Origin of the sequence: Paludibacter sp. (genome assembly GCF_009712605.1) — a bacterium.
Lineage (GTDB): Bacteria > Bacteroidota > Bacteroidia > Bacteroidales > Paludibacteraceae > Microbacter.
Genome location: NZ_WASO01000003.1, coordinates 322,877 through 345,243 on the forward strand (window position 1 = coordinate 322,877; position 22,367 = coordinate 345,243).

Consider the following 22,367-nt stretch of genomic DNA (forward strand, 5'->3'; position numbering starts at 1 on the left):
ATAGTTTGGTTCTTCCCTTTATTTAGAACGTTTGTTCCGAAAAAAGCGGGTCATAAGTTCTGCACATTCAGTTTCCATCACACCACCCAGTACAGCTGTTTTTGGGTGTAGGGCATCGGCAGCATAGACATGATACCCCCGTTTCTCATCGTGGGCACCATAAACAATGCGTCCTATCTGTGCCCATGAAAGTGCTCCTGCGCACATAACGCAAGGTTCAACCGTGACATAGAGAGTACATTCCGTGAGGTATTTTCCTCCCAGCGTATTTGCGGCGGCTGTGATTGCAAGCATTTCGGCATGAGCCGTGACATCATTTAATGTTTCTGTCTGATTTCCGGCACGGGCAATGATTTGGTTTTGGCATACCACGACAGCCCCAATTGGAATTTCACCCAGAGACTGAGCTTTCTTAGCTTCTGCCAGAGCTTGCTTCATAAAGTAATTGTCATCAAACATAAAAACAAAGGTAGTAATTTTTATGAAATTGTACTTCCGGAATCTTCTTTGCCAATAAAAAACGTACTTTTGTGTCTTCTATCAATCCATTATAACTAAGTAACTATGCCAACAATACCATCCAGATTAGCCGCGTTGCGTCAGAAGATGGCCACCAGAGGAGTGGCTGCAACCATCATTCCGAGTACCGATCCTCATGCCAGTGAATATGTCGCCGATTATTGGAAAGAACGTCAATGGATATCTGGCTTTACAGGTTCGGCGGGGACTGTTGTGGTGACCGAAAAAGAAGCTGGTCTGTGGACCGACTCCCGTTATTTTCTGCAAGCTGACTTGCAATTGCAGGGAACCGGTATCGCTTTGTTCAAAGACGGCTTGCCCGAAACTCCTTCGATTACAGCCTGGTTGGGGCAGGTTTTGCCAGCCGGTAGTAAAGTGGGCATTAATCCCTTGCTGTTTTCGGTGAGCGCTGTCGAAAATTTGCAGAACGAATTGACAGCTGTCGGCCTGATGTTGGTAACTGACGTTGATTTTATTAAGTCACTTTGGAGAGACCGGCCTGCTTTGCCTGATGCTCCGGTTATGATTTTTTCGGTTGAATATTCCGGCAAAAGTGCTAAGGATAAAATTGCCGGTATCCGAGAAATCATGACTAAAAAAGGAGTGGATACTTACTTGTTTACGGCCTTGGATGAAATAGCATGGATTTTCAATATCCGTTGTTCTGACGTAGATTATAATCCGGTAGCCATTGCTTTTGGTGCTATTGACAGGCAAAAAGCCACGCTGTTTGTTAACCCCTCAAAAATATCACACAATGTAGCGGCTATGCTTGCCGACGAAGGTGTTGACATAGCTCCCTATAATGCTGTATTTGAATATGTGGCAACGCTTCATGTTCATTCTAAGGTGATGATCGATAAGAGTAAAACAAACTTTGCACTTTATCAGGACATTCCTTCTCACTCTACAGTTATTAGTGTGCCGTCTCCGATTTTCTACACCAAGGCGATAAAAAACAGCATCGAATTGGCTGGAACCCGCAATGCTATGATTAAAGATGGGGCTGCGTTGACCCGTTTCTTTATGTGGCTTGAAGCAAATATTACTTCGGGGAAGTTGACGGAATTGAGTATTGCCGAACAATTGTGCAAATTCAGAGCCGAGCAACCATTGTTTAAAGGTGAAAGCTTTGGAACGATAGCCGGGTATAAAGATCATGGTGCCATTGTGCACTACTCTGCTACCGAAGAAAGCAATGCCACTCTGCAACCGGAAGGCTTTTTGCTGCTCGATTCGGGAGGACAATACCTTGACGGTACGACAGACATCACTCGCACTGTTTCGCTGGGAGCTCTTACGGAAGAAGAAAGACTCGATTTTACGCTTGTGCTGAAAGGCCATATTGCTCTTGGTATGGCGAGGTTTCCGCAGGGAACACGCGGATCGCAGCTTGATATTCTGGCACGGAAGGCTTTGTGGGATCGCGGCTGGAACTACGGGCACGGAACCGGACATGGCGTAGGACATTTCCTTTGTGTTCATGAAGGACCTCAAAGTATTCGCATGGACGAAAATCCTACGCAATTGGTTCCGGGCATGGTTATTTCAAACGAACCTGGTCTGTATCGCTCGGGTAAACATGGCATCCGTTCCGAGAATTTGGTAACAGTCGTTGAGGGGGAAAAAACGGAGTTCGGGCAATTTTATCAGTTTGAAACATTAACTCTTTTTCCTTTCGATACAAAGGCATTGGATACTTCTTTGTTGAGCGGAGAAGAAAAAGTATGGCTTAACGAGTATCATCAAATGGTTTACGAAAGAGTCAGTCCTCTTCTGAGTGAAGACGAAAAGGCGTGGCTAAAACAAAAATGTGCTGCAATTTGAATTGAAAGGTATGGATGGCGTTGATCTTTTTCTGTTGAGGCAGGCTATTGATGCTCAGGTGTCGTTGACCGAAGAAGAGTGGAATCAACTGCGGGCTTGTGTCAGGGTGCGCTCTTTTAGTAAAAATGAGCTGCTGTTGAAGGAGGGATCGGTATGTAATTATTTGATTTTTATTCTTTCCGGCGCTGTGGTTTACTATTCTCTCAGCGAGAAAGGGGAGGAAATTACCACCGATTTTGCACTTGAAGGCAGTTGGGTGACCGATAACAGAAGCCGTTTGAGCCAAACTCCCTCTCACCTCAACATCAAAGCCATTGAACCTACGGAAGTAGTCATTATCGCAGAATCTGATTTGAATGAATTGTATCGGCAGATTCCGAAAATGGAACATCTCGGCCGTATCCTCATAGAGCAGGCCTATGTTCGGTTGGTGCAATTGAGTCTCGACTTGCAGATTTTATCGGCGGAAGAGCGTTATCTCAAATTATTACGGGACTATCCGGCGGCCGTCAAGCGTTTGCCTTTATATCATATTGCCAATTATCTGGGTGTTGCGCCCAAGTCACTCAGCCGCATCCGGGGAAAACTTACTTAGCCCCTGATTTGGTAACATTTGCGGAGAAGAATCTCTTTTTTATAACGGAACTTTGCATCGTTAAAATCAAAGTTTACAAGTTATGAAAAAGAGATTTTTTTTATGTGTGATGTTGATGCTCTCCTCGTTAGGTCTTTGGGCGCAAAGTGATTCGATAAAAATAGCTGCTCCGACCAGAACGTGGAATGTGAAATCGGCTATTGAGGTCGAAAGTCTTGTGCCGATGTTTATTACCGGCGGATTTCATGTCGGGATCGGATACCGCTTCGACAGGTTTCGTATACGACTCAGTGTAATTAACGGTGGTAGTTATGACGCCGAGAAAGCCGGTATTAATAACTCCTCGAACGACTTTAAACGTTTCTACAAGACGTCGCCCGGTTTTTTCTTCGGGTATAATGTTTGGCGCAACCTCGAACTCTACTCTTATCTCGAATTACATACTTTTGAGATAGAGCAGCGCAGCACGGGTATACGAAAAAATCTTTTCAGCATAGATACCGGACTGGGGCTCAGCTATCAGTTCTTTATTGGAAACGTCTTTTATATTCAACCTGGACTTCATCTCTATCTCAGAAAAAGGAACAGCATCGATTTTGAAACAGCTCGTTATACTATTCCCGGAGCCGATTTCTCTCCGGTATTGAGATTAGGAGCTCGTTTGTGGAGCAAATCGAGATGATGAAGATGGTTCGGTTTGTACTTATGATTACTGCAATTGTTGCTCTGGCTTCGTGCAAAACCAACATAGGAGCAAGGAGTCCGTTATCGGTTGGTGCTGACGATATGCACAAGGTAATTTATTATGCTACGTTGGCAGGAAGCTCGCATAATACTCAACCCTGGAAAGCAGAGGTTTTGAATGATCGTGAAATAAGGGTCTTGGTCGATACTACACGTGTCTTGAACGTGATTGATCCCAAAAAGCGCGAATTGTATATTTCTCTCGGAGCGTTTATCGAAAACCTTGATTTAGCGGCCGGAGCTTTGGGGTATGCCACAGAGGTGCAGGGTTGCCGCACTCTGAGCTAACAGCATGTGTTGCTGTTGTGATTCTAAAGCGGGCTCGTCCTTCGGAATTTGATTTGCATTCGATTGTTGCAAGAAGAACGTTGCGGGTTCCGTTTCATACCGCGGATATTCGAAATGAAGAGGTGGAACGGATACTCGCTGATGATCGGCGTTGGATAAAAATTTGAAACAATCCTCGCATAGCGAGAAAATTCACAAAAATAACACATGCTGATTGTCAACTGTCATACTCTACCACCATACTTGTTTCCCATTTTCATATGTAAAGATTCGCTCTTCCGTCCCTTTTGTTAGATTCCGCAATAGGAAAAGCGCATGGGTAGGGACGTTCTTGTAGGTTAATTTATACGTTTTACTTGACCCCGTTTGCTGACCCAACGACACCCATTTATTATTCCAATAAAAAAGCTCGTATAATTCCCCGTTACGAATACAGTTATCATCATTTCGGGGCAAGTAAATTATTTTTTTGATTTGCTTTGGTGAATTAAATTCCATCCCAGCCCACACATATTCCTTATGCGACCAGGCATAATATGTAAGGACATCTCCATCAAAAACATTAACTGAACAAGAGTCCGGAAAAGCAGGATGATTTTTCTTTATATTGTTTAGCTTCTTCCTGTTCAATTCGGACTGATTAGTTTTGTTTAATGTTAAGTTTTCGTCAGTTTGTTTGAGCAATGGAAATTTTAGAATTTTGGACGCATTCAATGGTGGAGATGCTAATATTTGATAATTTATATTTTCATTCGCTGTTCTTCGTATATAGAATGGAACTTTTGATAACTGATATTTTTCAGTATCTCCCAAGTCAAACTTTGTAAGACATCCTCCTGTGATTTTACCTGCAAGTTTTGAATCGGAATTCGATTCATATAATTCTATTTCTGCTACATTGCAGATTGATCGTCTAGGAGCTATGTATCTGAAATATTTATAACTCTTCGGTTGCTTTAAATTTACTATTTGGTAACTCGCTTCGGGTTTTTCTTTTATGGTATATAAATCAACGAAATGGGCAAAATTTGAATCTTTTGACACCTGAAACTTACCGCCAACCATTCCTTTGCAATATTCATTCAACAGGTTTGTTTGATATTTTCGATTCAAGACGATGGTTTGCTTTTTATTCAAATCCGGAATAATTTCAGATACTTTTCCTAAACTATCAATAATGATTGGGTACGCCGAAGGTATAAAATTCATATTAAAATAATAACCGGGCACACAGAGAATGCTTCTATGCAAATCTTTAAATACTGCTTTACAATTGGCCGTTTTTGCCCAACATACGGGAATCCAATCATGATTATTAAACACAGCAAGGTAAGCAAACCGATGATTGGCTGGTGGATTGAAATTAAATTTCACAGGGACATTCGCAGTCTGATAGTATTCTTTGGTTACATCTTTTATACAGGGCGACAACAATGTCGGGGGTATTTCTTCCAAACCATGAATCATTGCTAAGCTGTTTTTCTGCTTGGCGAAAGTCCTACGATATACTTTTGGGGGAATCCTATCGGGTATTAATTCAATATGTTTTCCCAATTCACAAGTATCTTGAATGCCAAAATTCAATGGTTTTCCATTTTTAGTGATTAAAGAATTCCATTCGTGCCCCATACTTCGGTTAGCCCATTGGGGAGTATAGTCAAGCACAACAGGTACTCCAATACATCGGGCAGCAAGACTTATTTTTGAACAATATTGTCGGCAAGTAGCTGCTTTTGCGGTCAACAACATATGAACGTTAAAATCAGGTACACTTTGAGGTGGAAAATATAAACACCCCTCTTTCAATACTCTTAAAGCCTTACAAATATTTTCGGACGATACAGAATTTTTTACGTCTTTTGGGGCCTGAAAAAAAACCTGAGGAATGTATTGTTTATTAAATAACTCTTGCCAATTTTCTAAAGGTTCATTCCCAGCTCTATATGGTAGAATGTATTCGCAAAATTCATTAAAAGTAAGATGATTGGCATATGGTGTTTTCCATTTCTCGAAAGCATAATCAATGTTTCGTATCAAGAACTTGGCTTTAATTGTATTCAAATCAGATAAATAGATAACATCTGACAAGTCGTATTTTTTAGAGATGCTATCAAAACCTTGTTTTAGTTTCGATTCTTCATGCTCTTTTTTAAACAGTCTATCAAGTTCCACCTGAAATTTTTCCCACTGATTACTCTGATAAGAATAATGAACATCCATGTTCTCTATCAAAAAAATAGCTGCTTTCAGCTTCAACGAATCTGCTTCACGATGAGAATAATGTCTGATTACTTTTTTAAGTTCAGATTGATTGTTCCCTGCTTTTTGAAATGCCACATCCAATGATTTTGGATAGGATGTGAAATCTAGAATCAGGTAAAGTAAAAATACTCCTAAAAGAATTAGAATTAAAAATATGGACTTCCTAATCATTATCGGATAAAAAGTTAAGCTACATATTTATTAGAATTGTTTTGCTCAGAATTAAATTCATCAACTGTCAGATTTCCAAGGATCCAATGTCTTCTTTTTTTATTGTACCAGCATTCTATGTACTCAAAGATTTCCACACGTAGTTGTTCTATTGCTTTCAATTTACACCCATAAATCAATTCTGATTTAAACGTCTTAAAGAAACTCTCAGCCACAGCATTATCCCAACAATTTCCTTTGCGATTCATACTTTGCTTGAACTGATAGGCATTCAAGTAATTTACCGTTTGCTTGCTACAAGATTGGACACTCCTATCGGAATGGAACAACATCTCTTTTTTTTTGTTTCCGGTCAGCTATAGCATCTTTTAACGCCGGGAGTACCGTTTGGATGGTTGTCATTCCTTTACTCAGGCACCAACCAATGATCTTCCTTTCATACAAGTCCAACACTGTGGTTAGATAAATAAATCCTTCAAAGTTTTGAATATAAGTGATGTATGATACACATTTCTCACCTGGAGACGCTGTTCGGAAATCACGGTTTAAGATGCTCTGAGCAATGGGATCGGTATGCTTTGAGTCGGTGGTCACGACAAATTTCTTACCAATTTTACTTCGTATACTCTTTTCTCGCATCCGCTAGGATACTGTTGTTTGTGAGATAGCATAACCGACCTTTGTTAGTTCAACGGCAATCCTGAGACTCCCATAGCGTTGATGTTAACCAAAATAGGTTTCGCGGATCTTGTCTTTTGCTTCTTCTTTGTATTGCTCCCGCTTGCCTCAACCAAAGGCTCGGAAGTAATAATACCCTGAGTTTGAAACCTCCAACACTTCACACATCATCTCAACTGTCCACTTCTTTTGGTTATCGGTGATAAACCGATCGATCAACAGTTGTCCTTGGTGATAATGCTGACGGCTTTTATTAGTATCTCAAGCTCCATTTCCTTGCGCTTAAGCTGCTTGCGCACCTCCAAAAGTTCTTTCATTCTGGCGTTACTGATTGTTTTCCATTGCCTGGAAAACTTTCTTAGCCCTTGGCTTGAGATTTTTCTCTCCATTGGTACAGTAAGTTCGCACGCATTCCTAACTCTCTCTGGCTAAATCGGATATATTACTGCGTTCGTAACTTAATTTCACCGTGTTCTCCTTGAACTCGCGGCTGTAATGCTTTCTGGTTGTTGTCATAATACAAAAGTAAGTTTTTACCCTTAACTTTTTATCCAGACAAAGTTACTAAGTCCACTTTGTAACGCTATTTCAGGACTAGACAATCACTAAAATAAAAAGGCAAACAACTATTTTTCATATGATCTTTTCTCTTTTGACGTAAAATTGCATAGCGTCGCGGCATGCCACGGCGCTACATTAGCCGAATTTTATTTCGTGACATCGGTAAATAAAATTTCAATATCAACTAATTGCCATTCTCATAGGGATTATACAAAATCTTTTTGATTTTCTTGTCTTTGAAGAATTCGTAATGTGCATTTACCCAAGTATCACACGGATAAACTTTCATAATATTTGCTAAAGGTTTCATTGTAAAAGGTTCTTCAAATGCTATAGATAGAATTTTCTTCCCTGCAGGAAAGCCCGGTTTACTTTCAAAGAACAAATTAATACCCATACAATAGCCTGCACTATTATAAAAGTCAAATCCAGTTGGTTTCATCTCAATCTCTTTAAGAAGTTCTCCAATCGTTTTTCCAATATAGACATTCTGTCTGTCTACAAAGTTTTTTTTAAGATATGATTTCGTATCCCCTTTGAAAGATTTCAAAGCCTTATAATTAGGTATTGGTTGCTGCGAAAATAAATTGCATACAAGAAGCATGCTTGCAAAAATCAAAATTATTTTTTTCATCTTTATTGACATTTTTGAGGTTGATAATTAGAGCCACTTTGAATTGTTTGTTGTTCTTTAAAATCGGCCTGTCCTTTCTTTTTCTCCGATATTTTCAAGCCCGTGCCATTATTATCCAAAACGTAAGAAATAGCATATGAATTGGCATCATCAGCAGAATATCCCAAATTTATCAAATTGTTATAAACAGCATTATACTGGATTGCCAATGTTGTCCCAGACGGAAACAAATGATCCGCTGTTGATGCTGGAAAATTCGAGTAACTGCAAAAGTTGTTGAATAACGACTGATTATCGATATATATCACATATTCCGAGCCATTGGATGCAAATACCACACTTGCATAAATATTAGAACATCCACTACTATACGTTCTACAAAGCATCATAACATCCTCTGGTGATGGACTCTGAGTTGTATTATTGGGGTGAGTATGAACAACAACACTGGTATTTGCCGAAGTTGAAATTCTAACTGAATGAGCGTTATTATCAGAATAAATATAAGGACCACCACCTGCTTGATTTGATAAATAATACATACCATCATTAAAAGAAATACTTCCTCCCCATTCATAAGAACTACTACCTGCATAAGCTCGTAGTTGAGTCATGAATGAATTTACATCAGCATAAGAACCCGTTGCATAATTTGTATTTGTATAATTCAATATTCCGTTCGTTCTAATTGAATTATCAGTTGCCGATGAGGGGCAGTTGGTACGAGTTTGAATTGTAGGGGTTGACGAACTGCCGCTACCACCGGTATACCCTCCGCCAGTACTTTGACCACCTCCGCTACTTCCGCCATCGTCATAACATACAGTCAGATACTGATTGCCTTCATAAGACCAGCTACAAGTAGAAGGAGAGACGTTTTGTGCACCTTGAGATTCAGAATTCGTGTACGTATAATAACATAACTGAGACCAAAGCTGAAAAGTAAGTGTAGAGCAGATGGTTGCTGCAGAGACTTTATTCCTCATTCCCATGCTTATGTCAATTCCATTCTCATCCACTTGCGTTACTCGCATCGTTACTTTACCATTTTCAAATTTCCATCCATTATTAAAGTGTCCATCCAGTGTATGGTAAAATACATAGCCGCTGTAACCCTTCTGCCATTTTCTATAATTTGAACTAAAAGCGGCAAAGTGAGTCGATTCGAGATAAGCCTTATCCGGGACAAGGGTCATTAAAAATGCATACATTCTGTCATCTTTCTTTTCGTTGATTACAACCATTTGAGTAAAAGTACTTATATATCTCGCATCACCTGTCGTCTCATAGGCTTGCTTATTGTCTGGCGTAACAAAACTAAATCTCTGTTGTGTATTTAAAGGCGTATGAACAGCTGAATAGCCTTCGTATTTAACACTGTAAGCATGTTTCCAATCGGGCTTGGCTGAAAATTTAGCATTACTTGATTTTACCCTGGCAATCCCAATCGGCAATGATGCCTGAAAAGTTTTATTATACCATTCCTGAGCTGCTGCCACGTCATTATCGGGCGACCCCGTTATGGAAGCCACTGCATTCTGAATATCCGCTTTACAAGCGTATAATAACACTGTAAATAAAACGATAATAGTCGAATAAAAAAAACATCTCTTTTGTTTTTTCATGAATAAATGATGTTAATATGATTATAAAGAATTGGATCCTTCTCTACTTGGGCTCACTGGATTGCATCAATCAGTTGAGCCATTTCGGACTGAATACTGTCTGTTTCTTGGTTTCTTATTTTAGGCTTTTTCTCCATCAGTTGTCTGGCGAGGTTCCTTGCCTCGGGTAATTCACCGGTTTCATAATCCATTTTGGCGATTAAATACAGAGGAGTGAAGAGTGCCGGTATCATCCGTGAGGCGGTGTTCCATGCTCCTCTGGCACCTGCGGTGTTTCCCGTTGCCCGGTAACATTTCCCCAGTTCTGTATAATTGCTTGCCTGTGGCTGCAGGACATTTGCTTTCTGCAACACAGGTATGGCTTCGGAATATGCCCCCGACAAGGTAAGCACTTTACCATAGTTGGTCATAAACAGTCCGTTATTACTCAGTGTAGGATAACACGATTGAAGCAGTTTAATTCCCCTTTGATTATTAAACAATGTCAATCCTTTTTTCCAGTCGTTACAAGCAGCATCGTATTGTAAAACACTGTTCGTTAAAAACGTAATAATTACACCATAAAACAATAGCAGTCCTGCCACAATCACTATCTTCCCGATTCTGGGCTGCTTCTTTAAAAATAAAGCAAACGGCAATCTTAAAACCCACCTGTCTCCCCCACATTTCTTAAGGATAGGAACCTGAGATGAGGTCGAATTTAAGAGGGCTACGAGCATAACCTGTATCACATTCAGCTGAAACACATCAGAAGGATAGGAAAAACACCCGAATGTAAACAACGCCACTAGGGTTGCTTTAATAGCCGTAATTTCGGGTGGATTCTCCCGATTTTTAAAAAACAGGATGTAACCCAATGCACCCAATAGCAAAAGTCCCATTATACCTTGTTCGACAAGTAGTTTCAGCACTTCATTAAATGCAAATCCATTATTATCGGCTAAGTTGCTGAAAGAGGAAGTTGGATGTAACGAGAAGTACCGTGCCTGATATTCCATGTAGTTAGCTTGAAAACCATTGATACCATATCCAAAAACAGGCTTGTCCTTTATCATATCGAGCGAGATGCGCCATATCAACAATCGCCCATCAGCCGACTCTTTTCTAACGGCATAGAGTCCAACTACTAACGCAATAACCGACAAGCTTATAGCTACACCCATCAGCAGCTTGCGAATTGAATTTTTCCGGACAAAACGTTGGTAAATACCTTCTGGGCGAAAAAATATAAAGTAAACACAGCCTGCCAGGCTGCCACACCAGGCTGCTCGGGAATGACTTGCCAACAACTGAATAAAGAACAGAAACAGAAGTACAAACCGCAGAATCTTCATAAAAGGAATTCGATGTATAAATTTGCTGCTATCGGTATTCCTAATAGGTAAACACAGTGTCGCTACAAATACAACAGACATAAATCCACCCATTATGCCTGTATTATTGAATACGCCTGTCACATCAACCAATCCATATCCGGGCATAAAGTATTGTGTTTGGTTGGCTATACCATAGATTATTTGCGCTATGCCGACTAATGGAAACAGAAGCAACAGGTATTTAACATGCTGCGGTTTAACATTCCTAAAAATAAGGAATAGAATAACAAGCGTTATAAACTCAAAGAAAGTCTCGGGGTTTATTGTCCTATGTTGTAATGCAAAACAAACTCCGGTGTAAAGCATATATGCTATCACAAGTATATCGGCAGCAGTGTGCCTTATTGTGTAATTCTTAGCAAAAATAATCTCGCCGGCAAAAAAGAAGGACAACGAAATTGCTAACGTAAAAAAAACAGGAGCAATAATGTCAATCTGGTTCAAACCAACAAACGAATCGTATGTACGCAGTGGAAACAAGCAGCAAACAAACACAATTATACCGACAAAGAAAAATTTCAAGTCCGAAATACTATTTGCTAATTTGCTTGCTTGTTTCATCTATAATAATATAATACTAACAAATTTATTCTATCATTCCTTTGATATACAATTGAACAACTTGCTTATTCGCATTAGAATAGACAAAAAGAGTTTTGCGAATTAAACCTATTTTTCCTTTCAATTCCAAAATGGCATATACATGTCCTTTAGTACCTGCCTGGACCGGTTTCTTAGTCCATTCAGAAATAGTACAGCCACACGATGTTTGCACGCTGTTTATTATTAGTGGAGCACTACCTGTATTTTTAAAAGTATAGTTAAATCTGATTTTCTTTGATTTGGAAGTGAATTTAATAACACCCAAATCATATTCCTGTTTCTCGAAACTCAGAACCGGCTTACCCTGTGCCATCATCAGATGGCTTATTGCTAAAAGCAAGATAAGTAATAGAAGATTTTTTTTCATTGTGTTTATTGCTTTATTAACCCGTAGTACACTTGATAATGTATTTAGATTTTATTTGTGATTATATTACGTTATTACATAAAAGAATTGCCGCCTCTGAATTTATCATATTTAATAAAAAAAGCATATAAAATAAACATATTATCTAGTTTTATTTATTATTAAATATTTATACATATATAATTAAACATAATGAACGATGCAAATATAAACATTTTCAATTTATATTATAAAAAATATACAACATATAAATTCATGTTTTACAACATAATTTTTTCAAAATACAAGCAGCTAATAGCTATCACATTAACAATCAAAGGATCAGAAAAACTATTTACCATAGGAGATATTGACTTGTAATAGATAAGCACTTTCTATCTGATATCTTGTTTTATAGTTTTTATAAAGGAGTAAATTAATAGACTTTATGCTGCACAACAGAACTGAATACATAGCAGTATCAATAGCTGTTTTTGAAAAAAACAGAGCAATTTCGGATCACCTACAAAAGTTGAGGGGGAATAACAGAATTTCTATCTTTGCAGTAAAAAAACAGAGATGCTAAAAGATGGATATAGCCTGTTATTACCGGCAGGCTTTACAGATTATTTTGACATAGTGAATGTGGAAGAGAAACTTGTAATAAAAGAACAAGAAGAGTCTGATCAATTAGAGAGTAAGGGTTTTTATCCGGCAGTTCTGGTGCAGGATTTTCCACTACGGGGCAAACCTCTGTTGCTAAATATCCGTCGACGACGTTGGATAAATAAACAGACCGGGGAATATGTCAACCGTGAGATACATATCACAGCAGACGGTACACGATTAACGCAAGAATTTGCGTCTTTTTTAAAAGGATTACATCGATAATCATGCCGTCAGTTGTAATACTATAGGAGACTTGTATGGTCTTGATGGCAACCTGTTCGAGCGGCAGTACAAGAATCATTTGAGCGAATTTAAGCAATGGGAACAGAGGGTTCATGCGCCGGATTGGATCTTGTATCCCAAGAATATGGGTTCTTATCTGCGCATTGATGAAGTGGCACTATCCCAAGGGGAATTATATACCGTTTTAATCAACAAGCAAGCCAAAGGCCGTCAGGGCAGCATTGTTGCTATTATAAAAGGAACTCAGGCAGAGGTAATTTGTAAAGTGCTTCTTCAAATGAACCGCAAAAGGCGGTTTCAGGCTCGGGAAATTACCATGGATGTATATAGTTGATTGCCAAGGCCTGTTTCCCGGCTGCCAAACGGGTAATTGACCGGTTTCATGTGCAAAAGCTGGCTTACGATGCGGTTCAGGAAATGCGCATTAAAGCCCGCTGGGAGGCATTGGACAAAGAAGCCATAGCCATCCATCTTGCCAAATGCAAAGGTGAGAAATACATCGCTCCTGCCTTTGAGAACGGAGATCCGCTCAAGCAGTTGCTGGCTCGCAGTCGTTATCTCTTGTTTAAAAAGAAATCTTCATGGACGCCGTCGCAGGAGCAAAGAGCAAAAATTCTTTTCCGGGAATATCCTGATATAAAGAAGGCTTATTATCTGAGTATGCAATTAGGTCTGATTTATCATCAAACCAAGCAGGCAGATGTGGCTTTAACCCGTTTTGCCCGGTGGTACGATCAGATTGATCGTAGCGGATTCCTTTCCTTTAGTACTATCGTAAGAACTATCCAGACCCATTATCTGGAAATTGTCAATTTCTTCCACCGCAGATCAACCAATGCAGCATCCGAATCATTCAATTCCAAAATCAAAGCCTTCCGATCTCTTTTCAGAGGTGTAACGGACAAGGCTTTTTTCTTGTTCCGCTTATCAAAATTATATGCTTAAATTTCAAATCCCTCAACTTTTGTAGGTGATCCCTTCTTTCGGTCGAAGGTTGGTCTTATGCAATAAGTAAAAAAGTCTCTGAAAATAATTACTTTTCAGAGACTTTTTATTGTGATTCAGCTGGGATTCGAACCCAGGACCCCATCCTTAAAAGGGATGTGCTCTACCGGCTGAGCTACTGAATCAGGGCTTTTACGCCTATATGTAGTTTGAGTTTCGGTGATTCAGCTGGGATTCGAACCCAGGACCCCATCCTTAAAAGGGATGTGCTCTACCGGCTGAGCTACTGAATCAAGGCTTTAAGCTATTGCTAAAAGCGGATGCAAAGATAGGGTCTTTTTTTTGAAACACCAAGTGGTGACGGCAATTTTGGATTAAAGAAATTGCTATTTTTTTTAATTAATTGATATGTAGTTTTTTATCCTGGTTGATTGTGGAGGTTTTTTATTGTTTTGGCAAAATCAACCATCTTTTCGGGGGTGCTTTCCAGTATATTTCCCACCACAATAATGTCGGCTCCCGCATTTAAAGCGTTCAAAATATCTTCGTTAGTGCGTAATCCGCCTCCAACAATTAGTGGAACAGATATCGATTTTTTGACGCCGGAGATCATTTCGGCAGGGACCGGCGGTTTTGCCCCGCTACCGGCTTCAAGGTAGATCAGCTTGTTGCCCAGTAATTCGCCGGCAATGGCAGTTGCTGCGGCTAATTGCGGTTTATGTCGTGGTATGGGGCGTGTGTTGCTGATATATTCCACGGCTGTTGTTTGATCGCTTTCCACCAGAATGTATCCGGTTGATATTGTCTCTATGCCTGATTGTTTTACCGCAGGTGCAATAACAACGTGTTGCCCGATCAGAAAATCAGGGTTACGTCCGGATATCAGAGACAAAAACAATAAAGCATCGGCTTCGGGCGTAAACTGGATTGCATTACCCGGGAAAAGAACCATTGGTATCAGGCATTGGCTTTTCAGGTGTTTGATTAGCCGTGCGGTAGATTCGCTGGTGAGGCTGCCGCCGATAAAAATAAGGTCGGGTTTTGCGATATTGAGTAGCGATGCAAGATGGGAGATCTGTTTTTCGTCCGAGCATTTATCCGGATCGATCAACACGACAAATAGTTTTTGATTTTGCTTTACTGCGTCCGATATTAATTGGTAAATTGCCTGCTTCATAGTGAGTTTTTAACAAAGCAAAGGTAAGAAAAGAAATGTCTATTTCTTATGCAGCTTGGACAGATATTCCTGTTCGGGCTGTCCCGGGGTAGGGAACAGGTTGGCTTCCCGTTCCAATAGTTTCAAATCCATGAGGGTAGAATAGCCCGAGCGACAAAAAATGTTGGGTGTCTGAAGCAGATGCGTTTTAAGTTCTCCGGAAGAAAGAACCGAAACCAAATCGATGTTACCAATGGCGGATTCCGACATGCAGTCCCCCGGTTTCCCTCTTACAATTAATGTGGGCTCTATGCTGTTTTTAAACCTTCCGATGCACATTTGCTCAAATAAAGTACGATGAGGTTCCGGTCCTGAGATAAGGCAAAGGTTTGTGTAGTTTTTTTTAACCGGAATCGCGTTCGTTGATGGGAATCGTGAGAGCCATCCGATAAGCCGCGCATTACGAGGTAACGGATATTTGTGAGAAAGCTCTCCCGAAAGATTTCCATCTCCTTCAATGTCGGGGATCCAGCATTCGTCGTAACGGTTGATGATGCAGCGATGGCAAAACCGGAGCAGGGGCTCCATCCAACGGTAAGGAGCCCGAATCAATAGCTGATGGGTTATATAGATCGATTTGACTGATTTGTTCCAGAGCCCGAAACGATTATCGGAGATCACCGTTTGGATATTTTCTTCCCGGATCAATTTTTTTAGATGTCGATGCTCCCGGATGGTTCCGGCTATTATCTTCGGTAGTTGTCGTATTATGGCAAACAGCTGAGAGCCACTAGGAGAATATTGGATATTGAATCCGGGTAGTCGGATGGTTTTTAAATCCGGAAATTCGCTTTTCAGCCAACTCAGGGCATCACCATCGGCAGCTAAGACAACGCGTTGTCCATTTGCAAGATAGTTGCGGATTATTGGCACACAACGGGTTGCATGTCCCAACCCCCAGTTGAGAGGCGCAATCAGAATTGTGGATGCGCACATCTTATTCGGTCAGGAAGCGAATCATCCGTTCGATAGCTTTGCGACAAACCGGGCAAAATTCCGGATACGAATTGGTTCTCATCCGGCAATCGAACGAAGGACGATACATGCCTTTGGTTAGATAGCCTCCGCCTTCAAAAATACCCACTTTACCTTTGTATTGATCTGTAGGCGGAGTTGGCACCGGCGTGCCTTTTGGAAGGTCGTTCTTCCATTTTTTATCGAAATCGACCAATGAGGTAATATTTGGTTCCCAGGGCTCGGTTTTCAGATCGTACATATCGGTGAGCACATCCTGCTTGTCGTAGAAATATTCATCTGCAAGGCCGCCGAAAGAGTGTCCGAATTCATGCACGGAGACCTGAGTAGTGTACTTGTTGTCGGCAGTAACCAGCGTATAGAAATTATAAATTCCTCCACCTCCGTATCGGTCGGTATTTACCAGAATATAGACAGCATCGTACGGAACAAGCGCTGCAAAATCATACACTTTCTTTACATTAAGGGTGGTCAGGTAGCGCGGTTCGTAAAAAGTATAAAAGTTGGATCCGACAGCCGTATTCTTCCAGACTGAATCCTGCGGAACGGAAACTCCGGAATTTTCGGATGGCGCAGCAATAGCGTGAAGTACAATTTTATTCTTATTGGAAGCAAAAGGCTCGTGAGTACACAGGTTTTCGTAAAGGCGTTGCGCGTCTTTGAAGAATTTATCCTGTTCGGCAGCGGTATATCCTTCGGCAATCACGGCAATGTCGATGTCTTTTTCGGGACGATCGGATTTTCCAATTGTTTTTACCGGTACTTGCCGCGGAATCCTTTTTTCAATCAGTTTGTCGTCAGGAGAAAGATTGAATCGCAACAATTCTTCCCATCGGTTGAAGTCTAGTCTCTTTTCGATGAGCAAGACAACGGCTTTTTTGGGATAGGGAAATTGAATGGCCTGTTCAAAGCTTTTGTTAGTCTTTTGTGCTTCAGGCGTTGATTGCCATTCACGAAACAGTGCATCAAAACCGTTGATATAAATTACTTTTTGAGAGATACTGTCAAGAACTCTGAATCTGAAATCGCCAAGATTCAGATCCGAGTCAAGGTGATTGTGACGACCACCCCAAAATGGTTCCTGACGGATGTTGTCGAGATATGCAGTGGTTTGATGAGTGTTTCCACAAAAATGAAAGTCAACGCGACAAGCTTTATCTGTAAAAAAATCGGAAAAAGAGGGTGACGCGAAAAGATTGGAATAAACTAAAATTGACAGTAAGGTAAGGGTATACTTTAGCATAAAGCGGGTGTTTTGAAATAAACAGGGTGCAAATTAAATCAAAAAAAACAAAACTACGTCACAAAACTACAAAATTGACTGATTTTATATAGGGGACAGCGATTTCGTACGTTTATAATGTGTATTTTTGCAGCCATTATTAAGTTGATTAAAGACAATGAAGAAGTTAGTTTTTAGCATTTTGTTTGGATGTGTAGCTGTTCTGTTAAATGCACAGCAACCTCTTGAACTGAAAGGCAATGTACAACAAGAAACATTGCATGTCAACATTGACTCTATCGCACTTTCCACACTGGGAAAGGCCGTTCCGGTTCCGGATAGTCTGGTGAATAAAACCAATATTGAGTATAGGTTGTTGCCTGACCGATCGTATTATGAGAGCAACCCGCTTTTCAATGATTTGATCTTTACAGGAATGCGCCTTTCCTTTAATCCTCCATTAGCTCCTGTTGTAGCCCAAATGAACAAATCGTATCAATCATACGATAAGAACGTGTCCGGATATTTTTCCCCTGATTTCTACGTGATGAATTACATGGACAGTCTTCGAGAGCAGCAGAAAGAAAAAATAATAGCTACTGATCCACTGAAGATTAAGAATCATATGTGGAATCTTCCTGATCCGAATGAGTTCGTTATTACTAATATTGCATCTCCGGGGCATAAGGATATGTATATCAAAAGAAAGCTGGATCAATTCAGACCTAAAAAAATGAAGGTGAATGGTCTGGAAAAAGATCCATGGTCGACTAAAGGCAATCTGGCTTTGCAGTTATCTCAAAATTACACGTCTTCCAACTGGTATCAGGGCGGGAAAAGCAATCTGGCAACCTTGGGTGTATTAGAAGCCAGTGCTAACTATGATAATCAGAAGGATATTCAGTGGGATAATTCAGTCTCGATAAAAATGGGGCTTCAGAGTGAGAGCGCGGACACTGTACGTCATTATTCGGTTACAGAAAACCAGATTCGTCTGTCAAGTAAATTTGGGTTGAAAGCGTTTGAAAACTGGTATTATAGCTTGTCAGGTGAGTTTACAACCTATTCTTTGACGGCTTACTCAGCGCTGAATTCGAAAACGAAAGTGAATGGCTTTTTGAAACCTTTTCGTTTAGATCTTGGTATTGGTATGGACTATAAATACAAGCAGCAGCTTTCTGTTTTGGTGACTCCGTTGTCGTTCAAGTATGTTTGCTTTACCGATACAATGAATTACAACAAGGCAAACTTTGGGATTTTGCCGGGTAAAAATTCGTTACATGAGTTCGGTAGCATGATCAAGGTGGAATACAACAAGAAACTCTCCAGTACCGTGGATTTGTCGACACGGTTCTCTTATTATACCAACTACAAAAAGATAGAAGTAGATTGGGAAACTACCACCAACTTTATCCTAACCCGTTACCTGTCGTTCCGTCTGTCATTGCATCCGAGGTATGATACAGCTATGATTGCAGCAGGTGATAAGCATGCCAAGATTCAGATGAAAGAATTGATGAGCTTTGGGTTTGCCTATAAGTTCAATAACATTAAAGCCAAGCCTCAAAACAGATTGTTCCATTGATCAAACTTAGCTAATACAGATTCGCCGTATTTGCGCAATGATTCCCGTACGGTTTCTAAGGGCAATTCAATGTTGTGTTTTGATTTGGAAAAAAATTTGTCAGCATAGCAAATGATTTGTTCTTCGATGCTGACGGGTCTCAGATCCCGAAGCGGGAGCGGTAAATTGTTTTCCCTGATGTATTCCACGCTCAGGCCGGTGCCCGTATGTCGCTCGCATACCAGCGCATGTCGGGGAAGGCCCTCGGTTCGCAGAATATCGGCTCCTAAATATCCGTGTTCAATATATTGATGCTTGCCGTAGCATTCAATTTGCGGCGCATTGGTGAGGAAAATACCGATGTCGTGCAACATGGCCGCTTCTGCAATAAATTCGGTGTCGGCATTTAATTCCGGATGTTTGAGTGAAATTTCTACTGCTTTGTGCGTTACGGACTGACTGTGCTGTAGTAAAATGGTGTATAGACGACTGTCGGTATCATAATATTTGGAGAGAATGGACAATGGGCTCATTTTTTTGTTGTATTTTTGATGTTCAAATATACACAGAAAACTCTTTTGAAAGGAAATTAACGTCAAACTCTTTAATATAAACTGCAAAAATAATATGGGACACGGCGCAATGAATCTGATGGAAGAGGCTATTTGGATTGGCGGAGCCATCATTATTACTTTTTTTGCTGTCAAAACATCTTCATGGTTGCTGAGAAGGGCATTTAAGCGTGCAGCCGTAAAGATGAAAATGGATCCGACCAACTATTCTTTTCTGAAAAATACAATCAATTTTTTCGTAGTTGTTATAGGCGCTCTGTTTTTATTCAATAAAATTCCGGAGTTCAAGGCAATCGGGAAAACCATGCTGGCGGGAGCGGCTATTTTGACAGCAGCTATCGGGTTTGCGGCTCAACAATCAGTAGCCAACATTATTAGCGGTATTTTTATCATTCTTTTCAAACCGTTTAGAGTCGGTGATACGGTTATTCTGCCGGATACAAATCGGGGTACTGTTGAGGATATTACGTTGCGACATACTATTATACGCGATCCCGAGAACAGGAGTATCATTGTTCCTAATACCACCATCAACTCATCTACTATTATCAATTCTACTTTTGCCGACCAACCGGTATGCGCTTTCGTGGAAGTGGGAATTGGCTATTCCGCCGACATTGACAAAGCTATTAATCTGATTCGTGAAGAGGCGATGCAACATCCTTTGTTGGTTGACAACAGGACGAAAGAACAAAAAGAAGCGGACGCGCCGATAGTGAATGTAAGAGTACTTGAACTTGGCGATTCTGCCATTAAACTGAGAGCATGGGCATGGGCTTCAAACACGGGGAATGCGTTTGTTATGAAATGTGATTTGCTGAAGTCTGTAAAGGAACGGTTTGATAAAGAGGGGGTAGATATTCCTTACCCAACGCGGAATATTTTAATTAAGAATCAATAGCGGATAGCTTCTGATTTGAAAAGAAGAAAGGTTTTGAATTATATATGACATCAAAAAGCAGATATCTCGAATTGATTGCCTGGCGGGAGCAACACATAAAAGAGCGCCAATTTGTGTTGTTCCTAAGCTTTTTGGTTGGGTTATTTACCGGATTGGCTGCTTTTGTTCTGAAAATGTCAATCCATGGAATTCAAACTTTGCTTACTCATCGTTTTGCATTGGATTCTGCAAACTATTGGTACTTGATTTTGCCGGTTGTTGGTATTTTTATAGCAGGGTGGTTTGTCCGGAATATAGTACGTGATGATATTGGTCACGGAGTAACTAAAATTCTGTATGCCATTTCTCAGCGGAAAGCGATTATAAAATTGCATAATGTCTGGAGCTCGGTAGTCGGTAGTGCCATTACTATTGGTTTTGGGGGGTCTGTTGGAGCTGAGGCTCCAGCCGTTTTGACCGGATCTGCCATCGGATCCAATCTTGGAAAATTTTTCAAGATGAACCAAAAAACACTGATGTTGCTCGTGGGGTGCGGTGCTGCCGGAGCTATCAGTGGTATTTTTAAGGCTCCGATTGCCGGCGTGTTGTTCACTTTGGAAGTGCTGATGGTCGATATGACCATGGCTTCAGTCGTGCCATTGATGATCTCTTCTATCACAGCAGCCTCTCTCACCTATTTCCTGATGGGCGACCAGATTATGTTTCATTTTACTGTTTCCTCCCCATTCTCGATTGACAGAATTCCTTATTTGATTATTCTTGGTATTGTTTGTGGATTTGTCTCTCTCTATTTCACTAGAGGAATGAATGCCCTCGAAAATGTCTTTCGGAAACTGAATACTCCTTATCGCAAACTGGCATTCGGAGGTGTTATGCTTAGCCTGCTGATATTTCTGTTTCCCCCATTGTATGGAGAAGGTTATGAGGTTATCAGTTCTCTTTTAGCCGGAAATTCGGAGACATTATTCGAAAAGAGCCTGTTTTATAATCTGAGATTCAACGCCTGGGCAATTATTCTTTATCTGGCGGCTGTTATTTTCTTTAAGATTTTTGCCAGTACCGCAACCAACGGAGGTGGTGGCGTCGGAGGGGTGTTTGCTCCCAGTTTGTTTGTGGGGTGTGTTACGGGTTACCTCGTCGCTTTTGTGATGAACCATTTTCTTGGATTTAAGCTTCCGGTCGAGAATTTTGCTTTTGCCGGAATGGCAGGCGTGATGTCGGCTGTAATGCACTCACCGTTAACGGCTATCTTCCTCATTGCCGAACTGACGGGTGGATATTCCTTGTTTATGACTTTGATGATCACTTCTGTCATCGCCTTTTTGACGATTATGGTGTTTGAGCCACACAGCATCTATGCAATGCGTTTGGCAAAAAAAGGCGAGCTTATTACGCACAATAAGGATAAGGCGGTGCTGACACTGCTTAAAATGGAGAATGTGATTGAGACCGACATGGACATTGTGCGGCCTGATAATACTTTGGGAGATTTGGTCAAGGTGATTTCCAATTCTAACCGTAATATCTATCCGGTGGTTGATTATAGCGGAAAGTTATTGGGAGTAATGCCTTTAAGCGAAGTCCGGAATATCATGTTCCGGCCTGAGCTGTACAATCGTTTTAAAGTTAGTCAGTTAATGATCTCTCCCCCGGCATTACTATCGTCAAAAGATTCCATGGAAACGGTCATGAATGTTTTCGAAAGCACTCAGGCCTGGAATCTTCCGGTAGTCGACAATGGAAAATATATGGGTTTTGTTTCTAAAGCCAAAATATTCAACGCTTACCGGCGTGTGCTCGTTCATTTTTCCGATGAATAGAGAATGCCGGA

General features: G+C 40.6%; 21 protein-coding genes, 2 tRNA genes and 1 pseudogene. 9 read left to right on the forward strand and 15 right to left on the reverse strand.

Annotation, left to right across the window (positions count from 1 at the left end; all coding sequences use genetic code 11):
• Nucleotides 1–18: 18 nt before the first annotated feature.
• Entirely contained in the window at nt 19–459 is a 441-nt protein-coding gene (locus F8N35_RS05390) for a nucleoside deaminase (RefSeq protein ID WP_293050310.1), read from the reverse strand.
• A 105-nt stretch (nt 460–564) separates the two neighbouring features.
• On the opposite strand from F8N35_RS05390, the gene F8N35_RS05395 reads away from it, so the two are divergent.
• The 4 genes from F8N35_RS05395 to F8N35_RS05410 all read left to right on the forward strand — a co-directional run bounded on the left by F8N35_RS05395 (nt 565) and on the right by F8N35_RS05410 (nt 3,973).
• Nucleotides 565–2,346 (forward strand): aminopeptidase P family protein, encoded by a 1,782-nt coding sequence (locus tag F8N35_RS05395; RefSeq protein ID WP_293050311.1) that lies wholly within the window; start codon nt 565–567, stop codon nt 2,344–2,346.
• Complete coding sequence (locus F8N35_RS05400) at nt 2,333–2,941, forward strand: Crp/Fnr family transcriptional regulator (RefSeq protein ID WP_293050312.1); 609 nt, start codon at nt 2,333–2,335, stop codon at nt 2,939–2,941. Before F8N35_RS05395 ends, F8N35_RS05400 begins: the two co-directional genes overlap by 14 nt.
• Nucleotides 2,942–3,023: 82 nt before the next feature.
• Entirely contained in the window at nt 3,024–3,623 is a 600-nt protein-coding gene (locus tag F8N35_RS05405) for a hypothetical protein (protein ID WP_293050313.1), read from the forward strand.
• Nucleotides 3,620–3,973: a hypothetical protein gene (locus F8N35_RS05410; RefSeq protein WP_293050314.1), complete on the forward strand. Its 354-nt coding sequence runs from the start codon at nt 3,620–3,622 to the stop codon at nt 3,971–3,973. Before F8N35_RS05405 ends, F8N35_RS05410 begins: the two co-directional genes overlap by 4 nt.
• A 231-nt stretch (nt 3,974–4,204) precedes the next feature.
• Here F8N35_RS05410 and F8N35_RS05415 read toward each other — a convergent pair whose 3' ends face one another.
• The 8 genes from F8N35_RS05415 to F8N35_RS05445 form a co-directional block, all read right to left on the reverse strand.
• Nucleotides 4,205–6,310: a hypothetical protein gene (locus F8N35_RS05415; protein WP_293050315.1), complete on the reverse strand. Its 2,106-nt coding sequence runs from the start codon at nt 6,308–6,310 to the stop codon at nt 4,205–4,207.
• Nucleotides 6,311–6,420: 110 nt separating this feature from the next.
• Entirely contained in the window at nt 6,421–6,654 is a 234-nt protein-coding gene (locus F8N35_RS05420; RefSeq protein ID WP_293050316.1) for an IS3 family transposase, read from the reverse strand.
• Nucleotides 6,655–6,718: 64 nt separating this feature from the next.
• Complete coding sequence (locus tag F8N35_RS14560) at nt 6,719–7,045, reverse strand: DDE-type integrase/transposase/recombinase (protein WP_363928362.1); 327 nt, start codon at nt 7,043–7,045, stop codon at nt 6,719–6,721.
• 254 nt (nt 7,046–7,299) lie between these two features.
• Nucleotides 7,300–7,473 carry a hypothetical protein gene (locus F8N35_RS05425; protein ID WP_293050317.1) on the reverse strand — a complete coding sequence of 58 codons (174 nt, stop codon included), beginning with the start codon at nt 7,471–7,473 and terminating at the stop codon, nt 7,300–7,302.
• Nucleotides 7,474–7,829: 356 nt separating this feature from the next.
• The gene (locus F8N35_RS05430) at nt 7,830–8,279 is read right to left on the reverse strand and encodes a hypothetical protein (protein ID WP_293050318.1); all 450 of its coding nucleotides are present in this window, start codon (nt 8,277–8,279) and stop codon (nt 7,830–7,832) included.
• Nucleotides 8,280–8,281: 2 nt separating this feature from the next.
• Nucleotides 8,282–9,904, reverse strand: a complete 1,623-nt coding sequence (locus F8N35_RS05435; protein WP_293050319.1) for a hypothetical protein — start codon at nt 9,902–9,904, stop codon at nt 8,282–8,284.
• A 53-nt stretch (nt 9,905–9,957) separates the two neighbouring features.
• Nucleotides 9,958–11,841 (reverse strand): O-antigen ligase family protein, encoded by a 1,884-nt coding sequence (locus F8N35_RS05440; RefSeq protein ID WP_293050320.1) that lies wholly within the window; start codon nt 11,839–11,841, stop codon nt 9,958–9,960.
• 25 nt (nt 11,842–11,866) lie between these two features.
• A complete protein-coding gene (locus tag F8N35_RS05445; RefSeq protein ID WP_293050321.1) occupies nt 11,867–12,250 on the reverse strand; it encodes a DUF1573 domain-containing protein in 384 nt (127 codons plus the stop codon).
• A gap of 558 nt (nt 12,251–12,808) precedes the next feature.
• Between F8N35_RS05445 and F8N35_RS05450 the strand changes: the two genes are divergently transcribed.
• Both F8N35_RS05450 and F8N35_RS05455 read left to right on the forward strand, forming a co-directional pair.
• Nucleotides 12,809–13,120 (forward strand): hypothetical protein, encoded by a 312-nt coding sequence (locus F8N35_RS05450; RefSeq protein ID WP_293050322.1) that lies wholly within the window; start codon nt 12,809–12,811, stop codon nt 13,118–13,120.
• A gap of 22 nt (nt 13,121–13,142) precedes the next feature.
• A pseudogene (locus F8N35_RS05455) lies at nt 13,143–14,086 on the forward strand (transposase).
• Between the two features lie 112 nt (nt 14,087–14,198).
• On the opposite strand, the gene F8N35_RS05460 reads toward F8N35_RS05455, so the two are convergent.
• The 5 genes from F8N35_RS05460 to F8N35_RS05480 all read right to left on the reverse strand — a co-directional run bounded on the left by F8N35_RS05460 (nt 14,199) and on the right by F8N35_RS05480 (nt 17,520).
• Nucleotides 14,199–14,271, reverse strand: a tRNA-Lys gene (locus F8N35_RS05460).
• A 35-nt stretch (nt 14,272–14,306) separates the two neighbouring features.
• Nucleotides 14,307–14,379: transfer RNA gene (locus F8N35_RS05465), tRNA-Lys, on the reverse strand.
• A gap of 125 nt (nt 14,380–14,504) precedes the next feature.
• On the reverse strand, nt 14,505–15,263 hold the full coding sequence (locus tag F8N35_RS05470) for a geranylgeranylglyceryl/heptaprenylglyceryl phosphate synthase (RefSeq protein WP_293050323.1): 759 nt from the start codon (nt 15,261–15,263) through the stop codon (nt 14,505–14,507).
• 39 nt (nt 15,264–15,302) lie between these two features.
• The gene (locus tag F8N35_RS05475) at nt 15,303–16,238 is read right to left on the reverse strand and encodes a hypothetical protein (protein ID WP_293050324.1); all 936 of its coding nucleotides are present in this window, start codon (nt 16,236–16,238) and stop codon (nt 15,303–15,305) included.
• 1 nt (nt 16,239) lies between these two features.
• Nucleotides 16,240–17,520 (reverse strand): M64 family metallopeptidase, encoded by a 1,281-nt coding sequence (locus F8N35_RS05480; RefSeq protein WP_293050325.1) that lies wholly within the window; start codon nt 17,518–17,520, stop codon nt 16,240–16,242.
• A 157-nt stretch (nt 17,521–17,677) separates the two neighbouring features.
• Between F8N35_RS05480 and F8N35_RS05485 the strand changes: the two genes are divergently transcribed.
• Nucleotides 17,678–19,084 carry a DUF3078 domain-containing protein gene (locus tag F8N35_RS05485; protein ID WP_293050326.1) on the forward strand — a complete coding sequence of 469 codons (1,407 nt, stop codon included), beginning with the start codon at nt 17,678–17,680 and terminating at the stop codon, nt 19,082–19,084.
• On the opposite strand, the gene F8N35_RS05490 is transcribed toward F8N35_RS05485, so the two are convergent.
• Nucleotides 19,063–19,596, reverse strand: a complete 534-nt coding sequence (locus F8N35_RS05490; RefSeq protein WP_293050327.1) for an HDIG domain-containing metalloprotein — start codon at nt 19,594–19,596, stop codon at nt 19,063–19,065. The genes F8N35_RS05485 and F8N35_RS05490 overlap by 22 nt on opposite strands.
• A gap of 94 nt (nt 19,597–19,690) precedes the next feature.
• Here F8N35_RS05490 and F8N35_RS05495 point away from each other — a divergent pair, with 94 nt between their 5' ends.
• Nucleotides 19,691–20,536, forward strand: coding sequence for a mechanosensitive ion channel family protein (locus tag F8N35_RS05495; RefSeq protein WP_293050328.1), 846 nt, complete (start codon nt 19,691–19,693; stop codon nt 20,534–20,536).
• A 44-nt stretch (nt 20,537–20,580) separates the two neighbouring features.
• On the forward strand, nt 20,581–22,356 hold the full coding sequence (locus F8N35_RS05500; protein WP_293050329.1) for a chloride channel protein: 1,776 nt from the start codon (nt 20,581–20,583) through the stop codon (nt 22,354–22,356).
• Nucleotides 22,357–22,367 lie beyond the last annotated feature (11 nt).